General features: G+C 62.6%; 19 protein-coding genes. 10 read left to right on the forward strand and 9 right to left on the reverse strand.

Going from position 1 to position 19,965, the window contains the following annotated elements:
• Positions 1-231: 231 nt before the first annotated feature.
• The 3 genes from DNK10_RS16895 to DNK10_RS16905 form a co-directional block, all read right to left on the reverse strand.
• A complete protein-coding gene (locus tag DNK10_RS16895) occupies positions 232-1,428 on the reverse strand; it encodes a benzoate/H(+) symporter BenE family transporter (RefSeq protein WP_131192361.1) in 1,197 nt (398 codons plus the stop codon).
• Positions 1,428-2,042 carry a LysE family translocator gene (locus DNK10_RS16900; RefSeq protein WP_131181756.1) on the reverse strand — a complete coding sequence of 205 codons (615 nt, stop codon included), beginning with the start codon at positions 2,040-2,042 and terminating at the stop codon, positions 1,428-1,430. Before DNK10_RS16900 ends, DNK10_RS16895 begins: the two co-directional genes overlap by 1 nt.
• A gap of 96 nt (positions 2,043-2,138) precedes the next feature.
• Positions 2,139-2,585, reverse strand: a complete 447-nt coding sequence (locus DNK10_RS16905; RefSeq protein WP_131181755.1) for a MarR family winged helix-turn-helix transcriptional regulator — start codon at positions 2,583-2,585, stop codon at positions 2,139-2,141.
• An 80-nt stretch (positions 2,586-2,665) separates the two neighbouring features.
• Here DNK10_RS16905 and DNK10_RS16910 point away from each other — a divergent pair, with 80 nt between their 5' ends.
• Positions 2,666-3,832, forward strand: coding sequence for an aminotransferase-like domain-containing protein (locus tag DNK10_RS16910; RefSeq protein ID WP_131192362.1), 1,167 nt, complete (start codon positions 2,666-2,668; stop codon positions 3,830-3,832).
• Between the two features lie 38 nt (positions 3,833-3,870).
• The gene (locus DNK10_RS16915) at positions 3,871-4,473 is read left to right on the forward strand and encodes a glutathione S-transferase family protein (RefSeq protein WP_131181753.1); all 603 of its coding nucleotides are present in this window, start codon (positions 3,871-3,873) and stop codon (positions 4,471-4,473) included.
• Between the two features lie 240 nt (positions 4,474-4,713).
• Here the strand turns inward: DNK10_RS16915 and DNK10_RS16920 are convergent, their stop codons facing one another.
• Entirely contained in the window at positions 4,714-6,921 is a 2,208-nt protein-coding gene (locus DNK10_RS16920) for a heavy metal translocating P-type ATPase (protein WP_208738833.1), read from the reverse strand.
• Positions 6,922-7,246: 325 nt separating this feature from the next.
• Here DNK10_RS16920 and cadR point away from each other — a divergent pair, with 325 nt between their 5' ends.
• The 3 genes from cadR (at position 7,247) to DNK10_RS16935 (ending at position 8,737) form a co-directional block, all read left to right on the forward strand.
• Positions 7,247-7,693, forward strand: a complete 447-nt coding sequence (gene cadR, locus DNK10_RS16925) for a Cd(II)/Pb(II)-responsive transcriptional regulator (protein ID WP_131192363.1) — start codon at positions 7,247-7,249, stop codon at positions 7,691-7,693.
• 60 nt (positions 7,694-7,753) lie between these two features.
• On the forward strand, positions 7,754-8,131 hold the full coding sequence (locus DNK10_RS16930) for a hypothetical protein (RefSeq protein ID WP_131181751.1): 378 nt from the start codon (positions 7,754-7,756) through the stop codon (positions 8,129-8,131).
• 105 nt (positions 8,132-8,236) lie between these two features.
• A complete protein-coding gene (locus DNK10_RS16935; protein ID WP_425273865.1) occupies positions 8,237-8,737 on the forward strand; it encodes a cupredoxin domain-containing protein in 501 nt (166 codons plus the stop codon).
• A 51-nt stretch (positions 8,738-8,788) separates the two neighbouring features.
• Here DNK10_RS16935 and DNK10_RS16940 read toward each other — a convergent pair whose 3' ends face one another.
• Positions 8,789-9,166, reverse strand: a complete 378-nt coding sequence (locus tag DNK10_RS16940) for a glutaredoxin family protein (RefSeq protein WP_131192365.1) — start codon at positions 9,164-9,166, stop codon at positions 8,789-8,791.
• 120 nt (positions 9,167-9,286) lie between these two features.
• On the opposite strand from DNK10_RS16940, the gene DNK10_RS16945 reads away from it, so the two are divergent.
• Positions 9,287-9,520: a DUF3820 family protein gene (locus DNK10_RS16945; protein WP_131181748.1), complete on the forward strand. Its 234-nt coding sequence runs from the start codon at positions 9,287-9,289 to the stop codon at positions 9,518-9,520.
• A 21-nt stretch (positions 9,521-9,541) separates the two neighbouring features.
• Here DNK10_RS16945 and DNK10_RS16950 read toward each other — a convergent pair whose 3' ends face one another.
• The gene (locus tag DNK10_RS16950; protein ID WP_131192366.1) at positions 9,542-10,405 is read right to left on the reverse strand and encodes a universal stress protein; all 864 of its coding nucleotides are present in this window, start codon (positions 10,403-10,405) and stop codon (positions 9,542-9,544) included.
• 232 nt (positions 10,406-10,637) lie between these two features.
• Between DNK10_RS16950 and DNK10_RS16955 the strand changes: the two genes are divergently transcribed.
• Positions 10,638-11,309, forward strand: coding sequence for a MiaE family protein (locus DNK10_RS16955; RefSeq protein ID WP_244216276.1), 672 nt, complete (start codon positions 10,638-10,640; stop codon positions 11,307-11,309).
• A 48-nt stretch (positions 11,310-11,357) separates the two neighbouring features.
• Here the strand turns inward: DNK10_RS16955 and lpxH are convergent, their stop codons facing one another.
• Positions 11,358-12,080, reverse strand: a complete 723-nt coding sequence (lpxH, locus tag DNK10_RS16960) for a UDP-2,3-diacylglucosamine diphosphatase (RefSeq protein WP_131192367.1) — start codon at positions 12,078-12,080, stop codon at positions 11,358-11,360.
• On the reverse strand, positions 12,077-12,571 hold the full coding sequence (locus tag DNK10_RS16965) for a peptidylprolyl isomerase (RefSeq protein ID WP_131192368.1): 495 nt from the start codon (positions 12,569-12,571) through the stop codon (positions 12,077-12,079). Before DNK10_RS16965 ends, lpxH begins: the two co-directional genes overlap by 4 nt.
• A 182-nt stretch (positions 12,572-12,753) precedes the next feature.
• Here DNK10_RS16965 and DNK10_RS16970 point away from each other — a divergent pair, with 182 nt between their 5' ends.
• From DNK10_RS16970 to DNK10_RS16980, 3 genes are all read left to right on the forward strand, one after another.
• A complete protein-coding gene (locus DNK10_RS16970; protein WP_131192369.1) occupies positions 12,754-14,421 on the forward strand; it encodes a glutamine--tRNA ligase/YqeY domain fusion protein in 1,668 nt (555 codons plus the stop codon).
• Between the two features lie 203 nt (positions 14,422-14,624).
• Positions 14,625-16,007 carry a cysteine--tRNA ligase gene (cysS, locus tag DNK10_RS16975; protein ID WP_131192370.1) on the forward strand — a complete coding sequence of 461 codons (1,383 nt, stop codon included), beginning with the start codon at positions 14,625-14,627 and terminating at the stop codon, positions 16,005-16,007.
• 78 nt (positions 16,008-16,085) lie between these two features.
• Positions 16,086-18,092: a DEAD/DEAH box helicase gene (locus DNK10_RS16980; RefSeq protein WP_131192371.1), complete on the forward strand. Its 2,007-nt coding sequence runs from the start codon at positions 16,086-16,088 to the stop codon at positions 18,090-18,092.
• On the opposite strand, the gene DNK10_RS16985 is transcribed toward DNK10_RS16980, so the two are convergent.
• Positions 18,093-19,922: a sigma-54-dependent Fis family transcriptional regulator gene (locus DNK10_RS16985; protein WP_131192372.1), complete on the reverse strand. Its 1,830-nt coding sequence runs from the start codon at positions 19,920-19,922 to the stop codon at positions 18,093-18,095.
• Between the last annotated feature and the right edge of the window lie 43 nt (positions 19,923-19,965).

A 19,965-nucleotide genomic window follows, 5' to 3' on the forward strand; every position in this document is an offset into this window, starting at 1 on the left:
GGGCTGAAGCCCACCCCACAGCCCACGTGCCCCGGTAGGGTAGGCTTGTAGGGTGGATGACGCTCTTTTCATCCACCATTGCGATCGCAGAGCGGTGGGCGGATCGGGCCGCGTAGGCAAGCGTCGTCCACCCTACGAACTAGCCTTGCGATAGCAAGCGATGGCATTTACATAGCGTTGCCGGTTAGATCGCTTCGCTGGCAAGCCAGCTCCTACATCTACACTGGCGACTCAGGCTGCGCGTTTGCCGCCATTGAGTATCGCCAGTGTCAGCAGGCCGGCGACGATGCCCCAGAACGCCGAACCCACGCTGAACAATGTCATGCCGGAGGCGGTGACGAGGAAGGTGATCAACGCGGCTTCCCGTTCTTTCGGCTCGTTCATGGCCTGAGTCAGGCCACCGATGATCGAGGCGAACAGCGCCAGGGCGGCGATGGACAGGATCAGCGCCTTGGGCAGCGCGGCGAACAGGGCCGCGAGGGTGGCGCCGAACAGGCCGGCGATGCCATAGAACACCCCGCACCAGATCGCCGCCGTGTAACGCTTGCGCGGATCCTCATGGGCCTCGGGGCCGGCACAGATCGCCGCGCTGATGGCTGCCATATGGATGCCGTGGGAGCCGAACGGTGCCAGCAGGATCGACACCAGGCTGGTGGTGTTGAGCAGCGGCGATGCCGGAACGTCATAGCCGTTGGCGCGTAGTACGGCCATGCCGGGCAGGTTCTGCGAAGCCATGGCCACAATGAACAGCGGGATGCCGATGCTGATCGCTGCGGCGATGGAAAAGCTCGGTGTCGTCCATTCCGGGGTCGCCAGTTGCAGCTCGAACTGGGAGAAGTTCAGCAGCCCCAGGGTGCCAGCCAACACACAGCCGACCAGCAGCGCTGCCAGTACGGCGTAGCGGGGCAGCAGGCGCTTGCCGAGCAGATAGGCGAACAGCATGGCGATCACCAGCAGTGGTTGCTGCTCGGCGGCCACGCAGATTTCCAGAGCGATCTTGAACAGCACGCCAGCCAGCAGGGCGGCGGCAATGGAGCCGGGGATACGCCGCATGATGCGGTCGAAGCTACCGGTCAGGCCGCAGATCAGTATCAGGGCGGAGCACAGGATATAGGCGCCGATCGCTTCACTGTAAGGCACGCCGGGCAGGCTGGTGATCAGCAATGCCGCGCCGGGCGTCGACCAGGCGACCATGATGGGGGCGCGGTAGCGCAGGGACAGGCCGATACAGGTCACCGCCATGCCGATCGACAGCGCCCAGATCCACGAGGAAATCTGCCCGGCGCTGAGCCCGGCAGCTTGGCCCGCCTGGAACATCAGCACCAGGGAGCTGGTGTAGCCGGTAAGCATACCAATGAAGCCCGCTACCACGGCGGACGTCGAGGTATCGGCCAGCGGGCGCAGGCGAGGGCGGCTGCTCTCGAGCATTACAGCACTCCTTTCATGTCGGCGAAGATCGGATACAACGAGGCCACCAGCAACACCGCCATGCCGATATTGAAGGCACGCAGCACGCGTGGGTTACGCAGCCAGTTGCGCAGCAGCGAGCCTGCCACCGTCCACAGCCCTACGCTCGGGCAGTTTACCAGCGCGAACAGCCCAGCGATCAGCAGCACGTTGACCAGGAAATTTTCCTGCGGCGTATAGGTGGTGATGGCGCCAATAGCCATGACCCAGGCCTTGGGGTTGACCCACTGAAAGGCGGCAGCCTGGAGAAAGGTGAAGGGTTTGCCGCGTTCACCGCCAGCGCTGTCCGGCGCACCGGAGCCCGCTATCTTCCAGGCCAGATAGAGCAGGTAGGCCGCTCCCAGGTAACGCAGCAGCGTGTACAGCGCCGGCACTTGCTCGAATACCTGCCCCAGGCCGAAGCCCACGCACATCACCAGTACCATGAACCCCAGGCTGATGCCGAACATGTGCGGCACGCTGCGACGCAGGCCGAAGTTCACCCCGGAGGCGAGCAGCATCATGTTGTTGGGGCCAGGCGTCACCGAGGTGACGAAGGCAAAGGCGATAAAGGCGATCAGCAGTTCCGGGGTCATGGCGAGTTCTCGTGGTTGAACCCGCACGATAAGGGCTACCGAAGCGACCGTCGCGGTACAGAGGCCGCTATAAGCAGCCATACAGTCGCGCAGGGATCAGTCTGGCGTGCGACCTGTACCGCTCAGCGCCTTGTTCACTGCCAGCCAGCCATCGACCGCGTGCTTGCCGCTTTCGTCGAAGGCGCGCTGCAACAGCTTCACCTGTTCGCGGCGTAGCGCCCGTTCCAGGTTGGCGCCTTCGGCGGTAAGGCCGAGCAGGCGTTTGCGCTTGTCATCTTCGGCAGTGACGCTCTGCGCCAGATGCATCTCCAGCAACTGGCGCAGGGGAATGCTCAGCGCCTGCTTGCTCACCCCCAGATAGCCGAGCAGTTCCTTGACGCTCAACCCCGGATGACGGGCGATGAAGAACAGGATGCGCTGGTGCACCCGCGACAGCCCGCGGCGCGCGAGCATTTCATCGGCCTTGGCGGTGAATGCCTGGTAGCCGAAGAAGAAGGCTTCCATGGCCGCTTGTTGAGCAGCTGAGTTTTTAAGGTCAATCATGTTGACGTATGTGTCTCGGGCATCGTACTTTCGGTCAACCAGTTTGACGTAATTTAACCGACTTATCACCCGGTGACATCATGGCCTTCTCCGAACGCATTGCCCGCCTGAAAAGCTCTCTGATCCGTGAAATCCTCGCTGCAGCGCAGCGCCCGGAGGTGATGTCGTTCGCCGGTGGCCTGCCTGCCGAGGAGATGCTGCCCAAGCTCGACTGGTCGCAGATGCCCGGCAGCATGGGGCAGTACGGCATGAGCGAGGGGGAGCCCGCGCTGCGCGAAGCCATAGCCGCCGAAGCCCGCGCATTGGGGGTGCTGTGTGAGGCGAGCCAGGTGCTGATCGTCAGCGGCTCGCAGCAAACCCTGGATCTGGCCAGCAAGCTGTTCATCGATCCGGGTACCAAGGTGCTGCTCGAAGCGCCGACCTACCTGGCCGCGCTGCAGGCTTTCCAGCTGTTCGGCGCCGACTGCGTGTCTGTGCCACAGGAGGCCGATGGTCCGCAATTGCAGGTGCTCGAGGAGCGGCTCGAGCGCCAGCGCCCGGCGTTCGCCTATCTGATTCCGACGTTTCAGAACCCCAGTGCGGTGCGCTACAGCGAAGCCAAGCGTGACGCCGTGGCAGCCTTGCTGGATCGTTATGGGGTGACGCTGATCGAGGACGAACCTTATCGCGAGCTGGTGTTCGACGCCGGCAGCGCCACGCCCATCGTCAGCCGCCTGCGCAAGGCCAGCTGGATCTACACCGGCACCGTCTCCAAGACCCTGCTGCCCGGTTTGCGCGTCGGCTACCTGATCGCCACGCCGGATCTCTTTCCGCACCTGCTGCGCCTCAAGCAGTCGGCGGATCTGCACACCAATCGCGTGGGCCAGTGGCAGGCACTGCAGTGGCTGGGCACCGAGCGATACCGCGAGCACCTGGCCGAATTACGAGATTTCTATCGCCTGCGGCGTGATGCGATGCAGGCGGCACTCGTCGAACATTTCAGTGACCTGGCTGAGTGGCAGATTCCCCAGGGCGGTCTGTTCTTCTGGCTGCGTCTGAAGCAGCCCCAGGACACTCGTTTGCTGCTCGACGCTGCACTGGCGCAGAACGTGGCATTCATGCCGGGCGAGCCGTTTTTCATCGACCCGGATCGCGAGCCGGGTTACCTGCGGCTGAACTTCAGCCATGTGGCACCGGAGCGCCTGGGTGAAGGGCTGCGCCGGCTGGCGAGTGTGGTGCGTCAGGGACTGGCTGCGGACGCGGCGTGACTATTGGCTAAAGCATCATCGGACTTGAGGAGGCGAACATGTACAAGGTTTATGGCGACTACCGCTCCGGCAACTGCTACAAGGTCAAGCTGATGCTGACCCTGCTCGGCAAACCGTTCGAGTGGGTGCCTATCGATATTTTCAAGGGCGAGACGCAAAGCCCCGAGTTCCTGGCCAAGAACCCCAACGGCAGGATTCCGGTGCTGGAGCTGGAAGATGGCACTTACCTCTGGGAGTCCAACGCCATCCTCAATTTCCTCGCCGATGGCAGCGAGTTCCTGCAGACCGAACCACGCCTGCGCACCCAGGTGCTGCAGTGGCAGTTCTTCGAACAGTACAGCCACGAGCCTTACATTGCCGTGGCACGCCGCATTCAGTGGCTCGAAGGTATGCCGGCCGAACGCGCCGAGGAGTACAAGGTGTGCCAGGTTCGCGGCCACAAGGCGCTGCGGGTCATGGAGCGTCAGTTGCAGCAGACGCCTTATCTGGTCGGTGATCGTTATTCCATCGCCGACATCGCCCTGTATGCCTATACCCACGTGGCCCACGAGGGTGGCTTCGATCTGAGCGGTTACCCAGCGCTCAATGGCTGGCTGGATCGCGTCGCCAGCCATCCGCAGCATGTGACCATGCAGGGCTGAGCCTGGAGGGGTGGTCGTGCGGGCAAGCCACCAGGCAGATAGTAGGCGTTGCGACCATGGTGGGTTACGGTGCAGCGCCAAATATCACGCGGCTTTCAGTTCGTGACATGCACCTAATCCACCCTACGGCTCGCCAGCGCTCATTTGCGCAGCTCGTAGGATGGGTGAAACCCATCGGAAAAGTGATGGGTTGCACCTGCGCGGCCCGACCCATCCTACGGGTTTCGGTCTTCCCAGCGCCTATTTGCGCAACAGTCGCAACCCGTTGAGCACCACCAGCAGGCTTACGCCCATATCGGCGAACACGGCCATCCACATGGTGGCGTGACCGGTAATGGTCACGGCCAGGAAGATCGCCTTGATACCCAGTGCCAGGGCGATGTTCTGCTTGAGGATCGTCGCGGTCTGCCGGGACAGGCGGATGAACGTCGGAATCTTGCGCAAGTCATCGTCCATGATCGCCACGTCGGCGGTTTCGATGGCCGTGTCGGTGCCGATCGCCGCCATGGCGAAGCCGACATCGGCGCGGGCCAGGGCAGGGGCGTCGTTGATGCCGTCGCCGACCATGGCGACCACGCCTCGCTGGCCGAGCAGGCCCTCGACCGTCGCCAGCTTGTCGGCGGGCAGCAGGTCGCCGCGGGCTTCATCGATGCCGACCTGAGCGGCGATGGCCTGGGCGGTGTGCTGATTGTCACCGGTGAGCATCAGGGTCTTGATGCCCATGTCATGCAGGGTGGCGATAGCCTCGCGGCTGCTGGCCTTGAGCGTATCGGCGACCGCGAACAGGGCCAGGGCGCGGTTCTCGTCACTGAGCAGAATCACCGTCTTGCCCTCGCGCTCGAGTCCATCGAGCTGGGCTTCGATTTCGGCCGAGCACAGGCCCAGCTCTTCGAGCAGGCGATGGTTGCCCAACTGGTAGCGCTGGCCGTCGATCACACCGCGTACGCCACGCCCGGGCAGGGCCTCGAATGCCTGTACTTCACTCAGCGCGACACCTTGCTCCTGCGCTGCCTTGGCCACTGCCTGCGAAACCGGGTGATCCGAGCGTGCAGCGAGGCTGGCGGCCAGTTCGCGATACAGTTCTGCGTCGCTTTCTATCAGCGCCTGGTAATCGGTCTGCAGCGGTTTGCCATGGGTGAGGGTGCCGGTCTTATCCAGTGCCAGATGGGTGATGTGCCGGCCGTTTTCCAGGTACACGCCGCCCTTGACCAGAATGCCCTTGCGCGCTGCCGCCGCCAGGCCGCTGACGATGCTTACCGGCGTGGAGATCACCAGGGCGCACGGGCAGGCGACCACCAGCAATACCAGCGCCCGGTAAACCCACTCGTACCAGCCGCCGTTGAGTAGCAGCGGTGGCACTACTGCCACGGCCAGGGAGAGCAGGAACACTAGGGGGGTATAGATGCGTGCGAAGCGGTCGACGAAGCGCTGGGTCGGCGCTCGCGCGCCCTGGGCTTCTTCCACGGCCTTGATGATGCGTGATAGAGCGCTATTGCTGGCGGCGGCGCTGACCCGGTATTCCAGGGCGCCGCTCTGGTTGATGGTGCCGGCGAACAAGGTGTCGCCCACGCTTTTCTCGATGGGCAGGCTTTCGCCGGTGATCGGCGACTGGTCGACCGTCGAGTGGCCCTCGAGCACCTGGCCATCCAGGCCAATGCGCTCACCGGGGCGCAGCCGAACCACGCTGCCGATGGCCACCTGCGCCACCTCCAGGGACTGCCAACTGCCGTCCGCCTGGCGTACCGTGGCCTGTTCCGGGGTCAGCGCCATCAGGCCGCGTATGGCGTTGCGCGCGCGATCCAGGGATTTCGCCTCGATCCGTTCGGCAATCGCGAACAGCACCATGACCATCGCCGCTTCCGGCCATTGGCCAATCAGGATGGCGCCGGTCACGGCGATGCTCATCAGTGCATTGATGTTCAGGTTGAGGTTCTTCAGGGCGATCCAGCCCTTCTTGTATACCTCCAGCCCGGACGCCAGCACGGCGCCCAGGGCCATAAGCGCAACCACCCATTCCGGTGCTGCATCGGTGAAGTGCACCACCTCGGCCATGAATGCCGCCACGCCAGCGAGTATCAGCCGCCACGGCAGCCCACTCTGGGGTTGCTCGGGAGCGACAGGCGGGCTTTCGCCGCCTTCCGGTTGTGGCGTGAAGCCCAGCTCGCGTATGGCCTGCAGCGCAGGCTCGAGGGCGTCCGGGTTGTGGCGGATGGTCAGCACCCGCTGCATCAGGTTGAACTGCAGTGCCTCGATACCGGGCTGCCGAGCGAGTTTGTCGGTGATCAAACGCTCCTCGGTGGGGCAATCCATCTGCTCGATGCGCACCCGGGTCTCGGCTGCCAGTGGCAGGGCCTGCATGCCCAGGCTGGCGATGGTCTCGACCAGCAAAGGCGCTGCGCCCGCCTGGTGCTCGACGAGCAGGGTACGATTGAGCAGGTTGAACTGCATGGCGTGCACTTCGGGCAGGTGCTGCAATTTGCCACGTATCAGGCCTTCCTCGGTCGGGCAGCACATCTGCTCGATACGCAGTGTGCTGCTTTCCATGGCAGGGCTGAGGTGCGCAGTCCCAGGCTCACCGATCTGGGTGATCAATGGAGTGCCTGCGTCGCAGCAGGACGATGCCGTCCCGGCAGCGCAGCACGAGTCCTGGGGGCGAGGGGGCTTGGAGGTGTGATCGTGATCGCGGCAGTTCGCCATGGTGCTTCTCCGAATATCTTGTTGCAGAGTGAACACCCTGTAGCCACTATAGGGTCAAGCATTGGAGGAACAGAGCATGAAAATTGGCGAATTGGCGGCGGTCACCCAGTGTCAGGTGGAGACCATTCGGTATTACGAGCGCGAAGGGCTGCTGCCCGCGCCGCAGCGTAGCGAGGGCAACTACCGGCTGTATCGGCCCGAACACGTCGAACGGCTGACCTTCATCCGTAACTGCCGCACGCTGGACATGACGCTCGACGAGATTCGCGAGCTGCTCAGCCTGCGTGGTCAGCCTGCGGAAAATTGCGAAGCCATCAACACCCTGATCGACGAACACATCGAACACGTCAATGCGCGCATCGCCAGCCTGCAGTCGCTACAGGGACAGTTGGTCGAGCTGCGCAACAGTTGCCTGGCTGATCAACAATCGGAACCCTGCGAGATCATTCGCCAGCTCAGCACCAGCGACAATCTGCATGCCGACAAGGATGTATCCCATGTCGGGCGCAGCCATCAGCATTAGTCGCATAGCCAGAATTTGGGCATAATCGTGCTTCCCTTACCGCCGCGTGCTCAGCATCCGATGTCTTCCCGGCCACTGCGTGTTCTGCTGCTCTGTCTGCTGATGCTGGCCTTGCCCGCGCAGGGCATCGCCGCGGTCGGCATGCAGGCAGGCATGGCGCTCTCGGCCGGTGGGCATGGCCATGGCATGCACCTGTCCGGCGCTGCGCATTCCTGCGGCGCGGCCTGCAGCCACCACGAGGCGGCCAGCGATCAGAAAGCTCCAGGGCATGCTACCTGTAGTCTCTGCGTGTTCTGCGTCGGCGTGGTTGCCTTGAATCCCGCCATTGCCGCTCCCACCCAGTTGCCGCTGGATCGACCTCTGGCTGCCTGGCACGAGCACTTCATCGGGCATATCGCCGACACCCCGGATCGTCCTCCCCGTCATCTCATCGGCTGAATCCTTCTTTTCGAACCAGCGTGTGACGGCCAGCAACTGACCGTCACGCGACCTGCGTGCCTGGAGGCACGCCGATGAGTATTCAACGAGGCAAACACGATGCGAATGACGACAACCCTGATGAGCGCCCTGGCGCTTGCCGCTTTCCTTCAAGCCCCACTGGCCACCGCGGGTGATCACGCTCACGGATCCGGCCACCAGGCCGGTCACGGCGCGGGCAGTGCCGAGCAGAAACCCTGGGGAACCCCAGGGGACGCAGCCAAGGCGACGCGCACAGTGGAAATCCGCATGAATGACCAGATGCGCTTCGTGCCGGACAAGCTGGAGGTCAAGGAGGGCGAGACGGTGCGTTTCGTGTTGCATAACGACGGGCAACTGCTGCACGAGTTCGTGCTGGGCGACAAGGCGTATCTGGACGAACATGCCGCGATGATGCTCCAGCAACCGACCATGGCACACACAGGCATGGACATGCTGCACGTGCAACCGGGCGAGCAGGGCGAAGTGGTGTGGACGTTCAACCGTGCCGGCGCCTTCGACTTCGGCTGTCTGATCGCCGGGCATTACCAGGCCGGGATGGTCGGCCAGGTCGGCGTGGCCGAATAAACGCCTCGCTACTGCGGCACGAGCTGTTTCGTGCCGCAGTTCCTGCGCGCCTTATGCCGGTGAAATGGCGAAGCGCTGTTCCAGATAGGCTGCAATGGCCTTGGATTCGTACAGCCAGGTGCTCTGGCCGTTCTCTTCGATACGCAGGCACGGAACCTGGATCTTGCCACCCTGTTCGGCAAGGGCCTGGCGATGTTGTGGGTCGTTCTTGGCGTCACGCAGGGCGACGGGCACGTTCAATCGATGCAGCTTGCGGCGGATCTTCACGCAGAACGGGCACGCGTTGAACTGATAAAGAGTCAGGTCGCTGGCTGCCTGTTCGACCGCAGCCTGGGCAACCGGCGTGCGTTTCAGCTTGGCCGGACGAGTGACGAGGTCGCCGAGGACGATCAGTTGGCCGAGGCCGAGTCGAAGCGCCTTGATAATCATGCTGGGTTACCTGCAAATGTTGAACGGCGCGCAGCTTACCCGAGTTCACCCTGCTTGACCCAGCCGTTGTCGGGTCTTTCCGGCATAATCGACGAACGTGAAACTGCTCTGGCCGATTCGATGAAACCTGAAGACCTGCAACTGCTGGTAACCCGCGAAATGCCGTTCGGCAAGTACAAAGGGCGCCTGATCGCCGATCTGCCGGGCAATTACCTCAACTGGTTCGCCCGCGAGGGGTTTCCCGATGGGGAAATCGGACGGCTGTTGGCGCTGATGCAGGAAATCGATCACAACGGTTTGTCGCCCTTGCTCGATCCATTGCGCAGCAAGCCGCGTCAGCCTTTGCGCGGCTAGGCTTACAGGTCTGCCGAGCTCTCAGCGCTGACTGGCCAGCTCTTCCAGGTGCTCGATGATGCTGTCGGGCTTGAGTACCAGAATGTCACTTTCCAGGGTGTCGAGGATGACCTCGGCGGTGTTGCCGATCAGCGCACCGCTGAAACCGGTGCGTGCGACAGTACCGATCACCGTAACGGCCGCGTGCAGCTGGTGGGCGAAATGCGGAATCAATACGTCGGCCGGGCCTTCGGCGATATGCAGATGCTCATCGTCGATATCGTAGGCGTCCTGAAATGCCCGGCATTGTTCGCGATAGCGCTCTTCGATGGTTTCGCGCAGTTGGAAGGTCGGATCGGCAGCCGCCAGCATCGGCGATGGATGAGCACTGATCACGTGTAGCGAGGCCTTGGCCAGATTGGCGATATCGTAGCCGTGGTCGATGATGCTGGTGTGCAGGGCACGGTGCTCGTCGTCGGCATTGCCCACGTCGACCGCCGCCAGTACGGTGCCGCCCGTCCAGGGTGTCTCGGTTTTCACCAGCAGCACCGGGCAGGGGCAGTAGCGCAACAGCTTCCAGTCTTCGGGGGTCAGCAGCGCCCTCTTCAGCGGGTTGTCGGGCTTGTGCTGCTTGATCACCAGGCCACAGCCCTCGGCCTGCTGGGTGACGATGATGGTTTCCTGGGTACTGCCGTGCCAGGCCTGCTGCGCGCTGGCGCTGTGCCCGTCCTGCTCCAGGGTATTGCACAGCTGGCGCAGATAACCGCTGTGATCCTCGACGTTATCGCAGATAAGCAGATGCAGATGGGACTGCGTCACCCCGGCGATCAGTCTGGCGCGTTTGAGCGCCAGCCCCTCGGCATGATCGGGCTGGATGATCACGAGAATGCTGCGAATGGCTTGCATGGTGTGTCCCTCTGGCGTGCGGCTCGTCGTTATCAATATAGATGCCGTGCTCCAGGCAAGTTCTTGACCGGCATCAAGCGGGGCGGCTGGTGGTTGTCGTTGACGGCTTTATAATGGCCGGCTTCACGTCCGGTGCGTCCTGCTCATCCACCTGCAAATGCCTGCATACCTTGCGGTTTGCCGTGGGTAGGCAAGGGCTTCGGACTTTTCGCCACCTCGTCGCTTGTGAGCCATGTCCGTGTCATCTCCAGTCACAGTTTCAGATCAGTCATCACCTGCTGGCCGCCCGCGCACATCGCCGAGCCTGCCGGACATCCATGATTTTCTCGGCTGCCGTACGCCCCAGGCGTGGGTCGATGCCGCCTTGGCCAACCAGGAAATCATGCTGATCGACCATAAGAACTGCGAGTTCAAGGCTGCCAGCACGGCGCTCAGCCTGATGGCCAAGTACAGCTGCCATGCAGACCTGATCAACATGATGTCGCGGCTGGCCCGCGAGGAACTGGTGCACCACGAGCAGGTGCTGCGCATCATGAAGCGCCGCAAGATTGGCCTGCGTCCGGTTTCCGCCGCGCGTTACGCCTCGGGGCTGCGCAAGGTGACACGCAATCACGAGCCACAGAAACTGGCCGACACCCTGGTGGTCGGTGCCTTTATCGAAGCACGCAGCTGCGAACGCTTCGAGGCGATCGTGCCGCACCTGGACGAAGAGCTGGGCAAGTTCTACTTCGGCCTGCTGAAGAGCGAAGCGCGACACTTTCAGGGTTACCTGAAGCTCGCCTATCAGTATGGTGATGCGGCAGATGTCGACCTGGCCATCGAGCGGGTGAGGGCGGTCGAGCAGGTACTGATCGAGTCGCCCGATACGGAGTTTCGCTTTCATAGCGGCGTGCCGCAGGCGTAGCCTGGATCAGCCGACGGCGTAATCCGGGAGCGATCTCAACGGCGCCATTCACTGCAGAGCGAACGGCGCCTGATTGAAACCGTTTTCATCGATCTGCAACGCCCAACCCTGTTTATCCCAGTCGCCCAGGACGATTCGGCGTGCCGGTTGGCCATCGACCTGCAATTCATGGCTGGCAGGGCGGTGGGTATGGCCGTGGATCAGCGTGCGTACGCCATGATCCGCCATCACCCGCTGCACTTCCTCGGGCGTGACGTCAACGATATCGCTGGTCTTCATGCGAGTCTGCGAGCGGCTTTCCGAGCGCAGCTTGCGCGCCAGTTTATGGCGTGTGTTCAGCGGCAGGTTGCGCAGGACGAACAGACTCAGGGGATTGCGCAGCCAGCGGCGCATCTTCATGTAGCCGACGTCCAGGGTGCACAGGCTGTCACCGTGCATCAGCAGTACCTTCTCCCCGGCCAGAATCACTTCATGCGGATCGCTCAGCAGGGTACAGCCGGCCTCACGGCAGAATGCCTTGCCGAGCAGGAAGTCACGGTTGCCGTGCATGAGGTAGATACGTGTGCCGCTGTCGCTCAAACGGCGCAGGGCCTGGGCAATGCCGCGTTGGAAGGGCGTCATGGCGTCGTCGCCGATCCACACTTCGAAAAAATCGCCAAGAATGTATAGCGCCTCGGCCTGGCTGGCCCGAGTGTCGAGGAAATGCAAGAACGCCCGGCTGATATCCGGGCGCTCCTCTTCAAGATGCAGGTCGGAGATCAGCAGGATCACTCGACGATCTCGGCCTTCTCGATGATCACGTCTTCCGCCGGCACGTCCTGATGGCCGGATTTCATGGTGGTGGCGACGCCCTTGATGGCTTCGACCACGTCCAGGCCTTCGACCACTTCACCGAACACCGCGTAACCCCAGCCCTGCACGGTTGGTGCACTGTGGTCGAGGAAGGTGTTGTCGGCAACGTTGATGAAGAACTGCGCGGAGGCCGAGTGCGGCTCCATGGTGCGAGCCATGGCCACGGTGCCGGTTTTGTTGCTGAGGCCGTTGTTGGCTTCGTTCTTGATCGTCGCTTTGGTCGGTTTCTGCTTCATGCCCGGCTCGAAACCACCGCCCTGGATCATGAAGTTGCCGATCACGCGGTGAAACACGGTGCCGTCGTAATGGCCGCTCTTCACGTATTCCTTGAAGTTGGCGACGGTGGCGGGTGCCTTGTCTTCGAACAGCTTCAGGGTGATGACGCCGTGGTTGGTGTGCAGCTTGATCATGTGCTTAATCGCTCTGTCGAGAAAATCCCGGGCTGCTCCTGGCTCGGTACGGACATTTATGTCGCCCGAAGGTCAAGGAGCAGGCACCAAGGCCTGTCAGGGGGTTGACAGCTTGGGCTATGATAAGCGCTTTGTTTTAGTCGGCCTACCCTGTGCCGCAATCCGCACGCGCTAAGGACACCATGAGCAAGCCCACCGTCGAAAAAGCCGCCAACTTCCTGCGTCCCCTCGTTCAGGCTGACCTGGACGCTGGCAAGCATGCCAAGATCATCACCCGTTTCCCGCCAGAGCCCAACGGCTATCTGCACATCGGCCACGCCAAGTCGATCTGCCTGAACTTCGGCCTGGCCCAGGAATTCGGTGGCGAGTGCAACCTGCGTTTCGACGACACCAATCCGGCCAAGGAAGATCAGGAATACATCGATGCCATCAAGGCCGATGTCGAGTGGCTGGGCTTCAAGTGGGCCGGCGAGGAGCGTTACGCCTCCAATTACTTCGACCAGTTGCACGACTGGGCCGTCGAGCTGATCAAGGCCGGCAAGGCTTATGTCGACGATCTGTCGCCGGACGAAGCCCGCGAATACCGTGGCACCCTGAATACGCCCGGCAAGGACAGCCCCTACCGCGAGCGCAGTGTCGAGGAAAACCTCGACCTGTTCGCGCGCATGAAGGCTGGCGAGTTCCCGGATGGCGCCCGCGCTCTGCGCGCCAAGATCGACATGGCCTCGCGCAACATGAACCTGCGCGACCCGATCCTCTATCGCATTCGCCACGCCCATCACCATCAGACTGGCGACAAGTGGTGCATCTACCCCAGCTATGACTTCACCCATGGCCAGTCCGATGCCATCGAAGGCGTGACCCACTCCATCTGCACGCTGGAGTTCGAGGATCATCGCCCGCTTTACGAGTGGTTCCTGGCCAACCTGTCGGTGCCGGCGCAGCCGCGTCAGTACGAATTCGCCCGGCTCAACCTGAACTACACCATCACCAGCAAGCGCAAGCTCAAGCAACTGGTCGACGAGAATCACGTCAACGGCTGGGACGACCCTCGCATGTCGACGCTCTCCGGCTATCGACGCCGTGGCTACACCCCGGCCTCGATCCGTACCTTCTGCGACATGATCGGTGTCAACCGCGCTGGCGGTCTGGTGGATATCGGCATGCTGGAATTCGCCATCCGCGAAGACCTGGACGCCAATGCCTCGCGTGCCATGTGCGTGCTCAAACCACTCAAGGTGGTGATCACCAACTACCCGCAAGGCCAGGTCGAGAACCTGGAGTTGGCGCGTCATCCCAAGCAGGATATCGGCGTGCGTGCGCTGCCGTTCTCCCGCGAGATCTACATCGATGCCGGCGATTTCGAAGAAACCCCGCCAGCCGGCTACAAACGCCTGATCCCCGGTGGCGAAGTACGCCTGCGCGGCAGCTATGTGATCCGCGCCATTGATGCGATCAAGGATGCTGACGGCAACATCGTCGAACTGCGCTGCTCCTTTGACGAAAACACCCTGGGCAAGAACCCGGAAGGCCGCAAGGTCAAGGGCGTGATCCACTGGGTGCCGGCCGCCGAGAGCGTCGAGTGCGAAGTGCGCCTGTACGATCGCCTGTTCCGTTCGGCCAACCCGGAGAAAGCGGAAGAAAGCGGCAGCTTCCTCGACAACATCAACCCCGATTCCCTGATCGTGCTCAAAGGATGCCGTGCCGAACCATCGCTGGCCCAGGCGAAAGCCGAGGATCGCTTCCAGTTCGAGCGTGAAGGCTATTTCTGCCTGGACGCCAAGGATTCGAAAGCCGATGCGCTGGTCTTCAACCGCACCGTCACCTTGCGCGACTCCTGGGGCCAATAACGGCTGTCAAATTGCTGCGCTCGATCATGCTGCGTTGGAGCGAGGATCAGGAAAGTGCTTGCACTAACGCCCGAGAGGGCGGCCCGAAGGGCGAGCGGAGCGAGTAATGCTCATGTACTTCAGTACACTCCGCTTCCTCACCTCGCTCCGCCTTGCCTGATCTTCGCTCGCTGCTTTGAAAGCCGTTCTTAAGGAATTTAAAGATGCTGTCGATCTACAACACCCTGAGCAAGGTCAAGGAACCGTTCAAGCCGCTGGTCGGTAACCAGGTGCGCATGTACGTGTGCGGCATGACCGTCTACGACTTCTGCCACATCGGCCATGCCCGCGTGATGGTCGCGTTCGACGTGGTCACCCGCTGGCTGCGTCATCGCGGTTACGACGTGACCTACGTGCGCAACATTACCGACATCGACGACAAGATCATCCGCCGTGCCAATGAAAACGGCGAGCCGTTCGAGGCGCTGGTCGAGCGCATGATCGCGGCGATGCATGAGGACGAGGCGCGCCTGTCGGTACTGCGTCCGGATCAGGAACCGCGCGCCACCGGCCATATAGCCGGCATGCACGCCATGATCCAGACTCTGATCGACAAGGGGTACGCCTACGCACCGGGCAATGGCGACGTGTATTACCGCGTCGGCAGGTTCAAAGGTTACGGCAAGCTGTCGCGCAAGAAGATCGAAGACCTGAAGATCGGTGCGCGCATCGAGGTCGACGAAATCAAACAGGATCCGCTGGACTTCGTTCTGTGGAAAGGCGCCAAACCAGGCGAGCCAAGCTGGGAGTCGCCCTGGGGCGCTGGCCGGCCAGGCTGGCACATCGAGTGCTCGGTGATGTCCACCTGCTGCCTGGGCGAGACCTTCGACATCCACGGCGGCGGTCCGGATCTGGTGTTCCCGCACCACGAGAACGAGATCGCGCAGAGCGAAGCGGCGACCGGCAAGCTGTACGCCAACGCCTGGATGCATGCTGGCGCGGTGCGTGTGGATGGCGAGAAGATGTCCAAGAGCCTGGGCAACTTCTTCACCATCCGCGAAGTGCTGGAAAAGTACCATCCGGAGGTGGTGCGCTATCTGCTGGTGTCCAGCCATTACCGCAGCCCGATCAACTACTCGGAAGAAAGCCTCAAGGAAGCCAAGGGTGCCCTGGAGCGCTTCTACAACGGCCTCAAGGGTTTGCCCGAGGTCGCTGCGGCCGGTGGCGAAGCGTTCCTCGAGCGCTTCGGCGCGGCGATGGACGATGACTTCAACTCGCCGGAAGCCTGTGCGGTACTGTTCGAGATGATCCGCGAGGTCAATCGCCTGCGTGAAAGCGACTTGCAGGCCGCTGCTGGTCTGGCCGCTCAGCTCAAGCAACTGGCCGGTCTGCTCGGCGTGTTGCAACTTGAGCCGGACACCTTTCTCAAGGCCGGCGCCGAAGGCAAGGTCGATGCTGCCGAAGTGGAGGCGCTGATCGCTGCGCGCCTGCAGGCCCGTGCCGAGAAGAACTGGGCCGAGTCCGATCGCATCCGCGACCAGATCACCGCCCTGGGTGTGGTGCTGGAGGATGGTAAGGGCGGTACCACCTGGCGGCTTGCCGAGTAGTCATCGCTGTACCGAAAAGGCCGCTGATGCGGCCTTTTCGTTTTCTGATGCGCGCATCGAATTCGCTACGGAAACATCATGTTAAAGCGTTACAAACTTCTGCTTTCCACTACGCTGGCCCGTTACTTCCCGCGTACGACGGCGTACCTGCAGGCCGAAAAACACGCCGCCGCCGAGCGGCTGAAGTCTGCTGCAAAAGCCAAGGGCAAGCCTGCCCCCAGAAAGAAAACGACATCTACAAAGCGCGCAGGGAAGGGTGCCAGTCCTGTCAAGAATGGCCGGGAGCCATTCTTGACGTCGCGTAGCGACGGCCCGCAGGGGCGCGGCCAGGGAGGGCCTGCGACAAAAAAGCCCGTTAGGCGCGCGAGCGCCGGCATTTACTCTGCGGCCGCCATGAAAGTTACCGCGGCCCAGGAACAGGCCATGCGTGACACCGTCGCGCTAGCCGTTGCTGGCGGTGTGATTGGTGCGCCTTCCGACGAGCAGTGGGCGATGATTGTTGGACGTCAGCCACTGACGCGGATCTTCGCCGGTGCAGGGTCGGGCAAGTCGACTACCCTGGTGCTGCGTGTGGTCTTTATGCTCTGTCACCTGAATATCGAGCCCGAACGGCTGACGGTGATCTCCTTTACCAACGCATCCTGCGCCGAGCTGCGTGAGCGTCTGCTGAGGGTACTGGCGTTCTGGCAGTCACCCATCGATGAGCGTGCCGTGCGCCAATGTGTGCGTACCTTTCACTCCGCGATGGGGGTACTGGCACGTCAGGCGCTGGGCAATCCGGCCTGGTTCGAGCAGCTTGGTGACAAGCAGGCCTCGTCCAGCGAGCCGGATAATCCCCTGGCAGGCGGACGTCTGGGGGCCGCGCAAAGTCGCCTGCTGAAAGAGGTGTATCAGGTTTGTTACGCCGACGATCCGGCGTTTCGCTCGCAGGTTCACGAGTTGCTTGGCTCGCCTGCACCGGATGAGCAGAAGGCGCTGTCAAAGGCACCAATGCAACCGTTCAAACTGGTGGGAGAGCTGCACGCTGCGCCGCTGTTCGAAGTGTTTTACGGCCAGGCAGGCTTTATCGAGAGCATCGGCATCCGCATCGACCAACTGGCGGTGGACGCGGTGCCCTGTTCGGCTCAAGAGCGTATGTTTCTCCTGGCATTGCAGGTTTTCTGGCAGGCGTTGCAGCAGCGTCTTGGCCAGCAGGGCCTGATGACCTTCAATGGCGCCTTTCAGCAACTGACCCGGATGCTCGATGAAGGTGACGGGCGGTTGACCGCGGATGCGCTGACGGCCTTTTCGCATCTGTTGATCGACGAGTTCCAGGATGTATCGCCGCAGATCGTGCAGTGGCTGCAGGCCGTACATCGGCGTCTGAACGGCGCGGCAACTGCGGTGAGCCTGATGGCCATTGGTGATGACTGGCAGTCGATCTATGGCTGGCGCGGCAGTTCGCCGGAATTGTTCGTGGCTTTCGATCGGCACTTTCCGAGCAAAGGCAAGGGCAAGAGCGCGGTGCTGATGCTGCAGGCGAACTACCGCTCCATCGAGCCGGTGATTCGTGATGGCGAGTCCATTCTGCGCGAGGTGACCTTCAAGCAGGAGAAAACCACCGAAGCGATCAGGGCCACACCGGTCGGAGGGCATGGCGTACAGCTGATGACGCCCTTCGATCTGACCCGGCAAATGCCCGATCTGCTACGCGAAATTGAGGCCCAGTGCGACTACGCCAGCGCTATCGGCTCGACGGAGCCTACGGCAGTATTGTTGCTTGGTCGGCGTAACGAGACGCTCAAGGAGGTTCAGTCCGGGCTCGACCGCAAGCTCCCGGTGAAGGCATACACCATTCATCGCGCCAAGGGTTTGCAGGCGGAGGTGGCGATCATCATCGACGACTGCCTGCCACCGATGCCCCATCCATTGCGCAACGCCCTGTATGCGCATTGTGGTTTCTTCACCAACAGTTACGACCAGGCGATGGCGGACGAGAGTCTGCGCCTGGGCTACGTGGCGGTGACCCGGGGCGTCAGCCGGGTACTCTGGTATGCACGCAAGCCTCAGGGAGCCAGTGCGCTGTTGCACAGCCGGCGCGGCTAGCTAGGCGTGCATACCCTGTTGGCGCAAGCGTTTGTAGAGCGTGTTGCGGCTGATGCCCAGTTGCCTGGCCAGGTGCGAAAGGTTGCCGCCGCAAGCGCGCAGCAGACTGGCCAGATCGTCATCCCGCACGGTGGGCGATGCCGGCTTCTGCTCGGGCAGGTCGACGAAGAAGCCCTCGGGCAGGTGCTCGATGCGTACCGGCTGATTCTCGGCCAGCGCCAGGGCGACCTGTATCACGCTGCTCAGCTGGCGCAGGTTGCCCGGCCAGGGGTGGCGCATGAACAGTTCCAGCACTTCGCTGGCAATGACCTTGCTCTGACCCGGTTCGCGGTAGCGATCCCATAGATGCTGGAACAGCGCCAGTTTGTCGCTGCGCTCACGCAGCGGCGGCAGCGCCAGGTTGAGGCCGCTGACACGGTAGTAGAGGTCAGAGCGAAAGCGACCTGTATCGACGTCCTGACGCAGTGGCCGGTTGGTCGCGGAGACCAGGCGGATGTCCACCGGCTGCGGCTCGCCACCTCCAAGCGGCTGCACGCAGCGTTCCTGCAATACGCGCAGCAGGCGCGCCTGGGCGTGTAGGGGCATGTCACCGACCTCGTCGAGAAACAGCACGCCCCGGTGTGCCTTGCGGATCAGGCCGAGGCTGCCTTTTTGACTGGCGCCGGTGAAGGCGCCTTTTTCGTAGCCGAACAGCTCTGCCTCGACCAGTTCGGCCGGAATGGCCGCGCAGTTGACCGCCACCAGCGGTTGGCTGGCGCGTGAGCTGGCACCGTGCAGCGCCCTGACGAATACTTCCTTGCCGGCCCCGGTTTCGCCCTGGATGAGGATCGGGATGTCCTTTTCCAGCATGCGCTGTGCCTGATGTACGGCTTTATCGAGGCAGGCGTCGCCGAGGTGGATCGCTCGCAGATCAGGTTCACCGCGTCGCACCGAACCTGGTGCGGCGCGCCAGGTTCGGGAACGAGCCGGGCGGCGCTGGGCGGGGCGGCGCAATTGTCCGTGAAAGCGGTAGCGACCGCCGGCCAGCAGGGCGAATGGCTGCTGCTCGGATTGCCCGAGTAGCTGTGGCAGGGGCAGGTCGAACAACTCATCCAGTGACGCCCCCGCAGCGTCCAGCCCGAGCAGACGCTCGGCACGGCGGTTGGCGCACAGCACCCGACCCTGCTCATCGACGATCAGCAGGCCGGCCCAGGGGCTGCCCAGATTGCTCAGGCTGGTGTTGAAGCTCAACTGAAAACAGTCCTCCCGAAACAGATTGAGGATCAGCCGGTTCTCCACTGACTGGCTCATCATCCTGACCATACCCAAGGTGTGCGAGGGCGGCAGATAGCGGTCGCTGGACACGTCGAGCACGGCGATCAGGCGCCGTTGCGCGTCGAAGATCGGTGCTGCCGAACCACTCATGAAGCGGTTGGCCTTGAGGAAGTGCTCGTCGTGCTGGATATGCACCGCCTGCCTGCAACTGAGCGCGGTGCCTATGGCATTGGTGCCTGTGTGGCGTTCCAGCCAGCAGGCGCCGCTGACGAATCCGGCCGCCTGATCCTGTGTGGCGAAGCGTTGCTCGCCCCAGGCGTGCAGCACGTGGCCGTCGCCGTCGGCGAGCAGAATCAGGCAGTTGGAGTTGGCCAGGATGGTGCCGTAGCAGGGCAGGACTTCCTGGTGAGTGGTCTGCACCAGGGCCTGCTGGCGTTCGAGCAGAACCGCCACTTCGTCACGTGACGGCAGGCTGAAGCGGGGAACACTGTGGTGGCTGAGGCCGAATTCGCGGCAGCGTGACCAGGACTCCTGAATCACGGTGTCGTGCGGCAGCGGGCGTGCGGCTTCGGACATGGCGAGGGTCGATCCTTATTGTTGTTATGGCACCGGGGATAAC

Origin of the sequence: Phytopseudomonas daroniae, from assembly GCF_004327275.1 — a bacterium.
GTDB lineage: Bacteria > Pseudomonadota > Gammaproteobacteria > Pseudomonadales > Pseudomonadaceae > Aquipseudomonas > Aquipseudomonas daroniae.

Excerpts from the sequence above, each read along its gene's own strand:
- DNK10_RS16935 (WP_425273865.1), top strand. The coding sequence starts at position 8,237 with ATGACGACAACCCTGATGAGCGCCCTGGCGCTTGCCGCTTTCCTTCAA.
- DNK10_RS16910 (WP_131192362.1), top strand. The coding sequence starts at position 2,666 with ATGGCCTTCTCCGAACGCATTGCCCGCCTGAAAAGCTCTCTGATCCGT.
- DNK10_RS16950 (WP_131192366.1), bottom strand. The coding sequence starts at position 10,405 with ATGCAAGCCATTCGCAGCATTCTCGTGATCATCCAGCCCGATCATGCC.
- cadR (WP_131192363.1), top strand. The coding sequence starts at position 7,247 with ATGAAAATTGGCGAATTGGCGGCGGTCACCCAGTGTCAGGTGGAGACC.
- DNK10_RS16985 (WP_131192372.1), bottom strand. The coding sequence starts at position 19,922 with ATGTCCGAAGCCGCACGCCCGCTGCCGCACGACACCGTGATTCAGGAG.
- DNK10_RS16930 (WP_131181751.1), top strand. The coding sequence starts at position 7,754 with ATGTCTTCCCGGCCACTGCGTGTTCTGCTGCTCTGTCTGCTGATGCTG.
- DNK10_RS16970 (WP_131192369.1), top strand. The coding sequence starts at position 12,754 with ATGAGCAAGCCCACCGTCGAAAAAGCCGCCAACTTCCTGCGTCCCCTC.
- DNK10_RS16980 (WP_131192371.1), top strand. The coding sequence starts at position 16,086 with ATGTTAAAGCGTTACAAACTTCTGCTTTCCACTACGCTGGCCCGTTAC.
- DNK10_RS16955 (WP_244216276.1), top strand. The coding sequence starts at position 10,638 with ATGTCCGTGTCATCTCCAGTCACAGTTTCAGATCAGTCATCACCTGCT.
- DNK10_RS16920 (WP_208738833.1), bottom strand. The coding sequence starts at position 6,921 with ATGCAGTTCAACCTGCTCAATCGTACCCTGCTCGTCGAGCACCAGGCG.
- DNK10_RS16905 (WP_131181755.1), bottom strand. The coding sequence starts at position 2,585 with ATGATTGACCTTAAAAACTCAGCTGCTCAACAAGCGGCCATGGAAGCC.
- cysS (WP_131192370.1), top strand. The coding sequence starts at position 14,625 with ATGCTGTCGATCTACAACACCCTGAGCAAGGTCAAGGAACCGTTCAAG.
- DNK10_RS16900 (WP_131181756.1), bottom strand. The coding sequence starts at position 2,042 with ATGACCCCGGAACTGCTGATCGCCTTTATCGCCTTTGCCTTCGTCACC.
- DNK10_RS16915 (WP_131181753.1), top strand. The coding sequence starts at position 3,871 with ATGTACAAGGTTTATGGCGACTACCGCTCCGGCAACTGCTACAAGGTC.
- DNK10_RS16965 (WP_131192368.1), bottom strand. The coding sequence starts at position 12,571 with ATGATCAAGCTGCACACCAACCACGGCGTCATCACCCTGAAGCTGTTC.
- DNK10_RS16895 (WP_131192361.1), bottom strand. The coding sequence starts at position 1,428 with ATGCTCGAGAGCAGCCGCCCTCGCCTGCGCCCGCTGGCCGATACCTCG.
- DNK10_RS16940 (WP_131192365.1), bottom strand. The coding sequence starts at position 9,166 with ATGATTATCAAGGCGCTTCGACTCGGCCTCGGCCAACTGATCGTCCTC.
- DNK10_RS16945 (WP_131181748.1), top strand. The coding sequence starts at position 9,287 with ATGAAACCTGAAGACCTGCAACTGCTGGTAACCCGCGAAATGCCGTTC.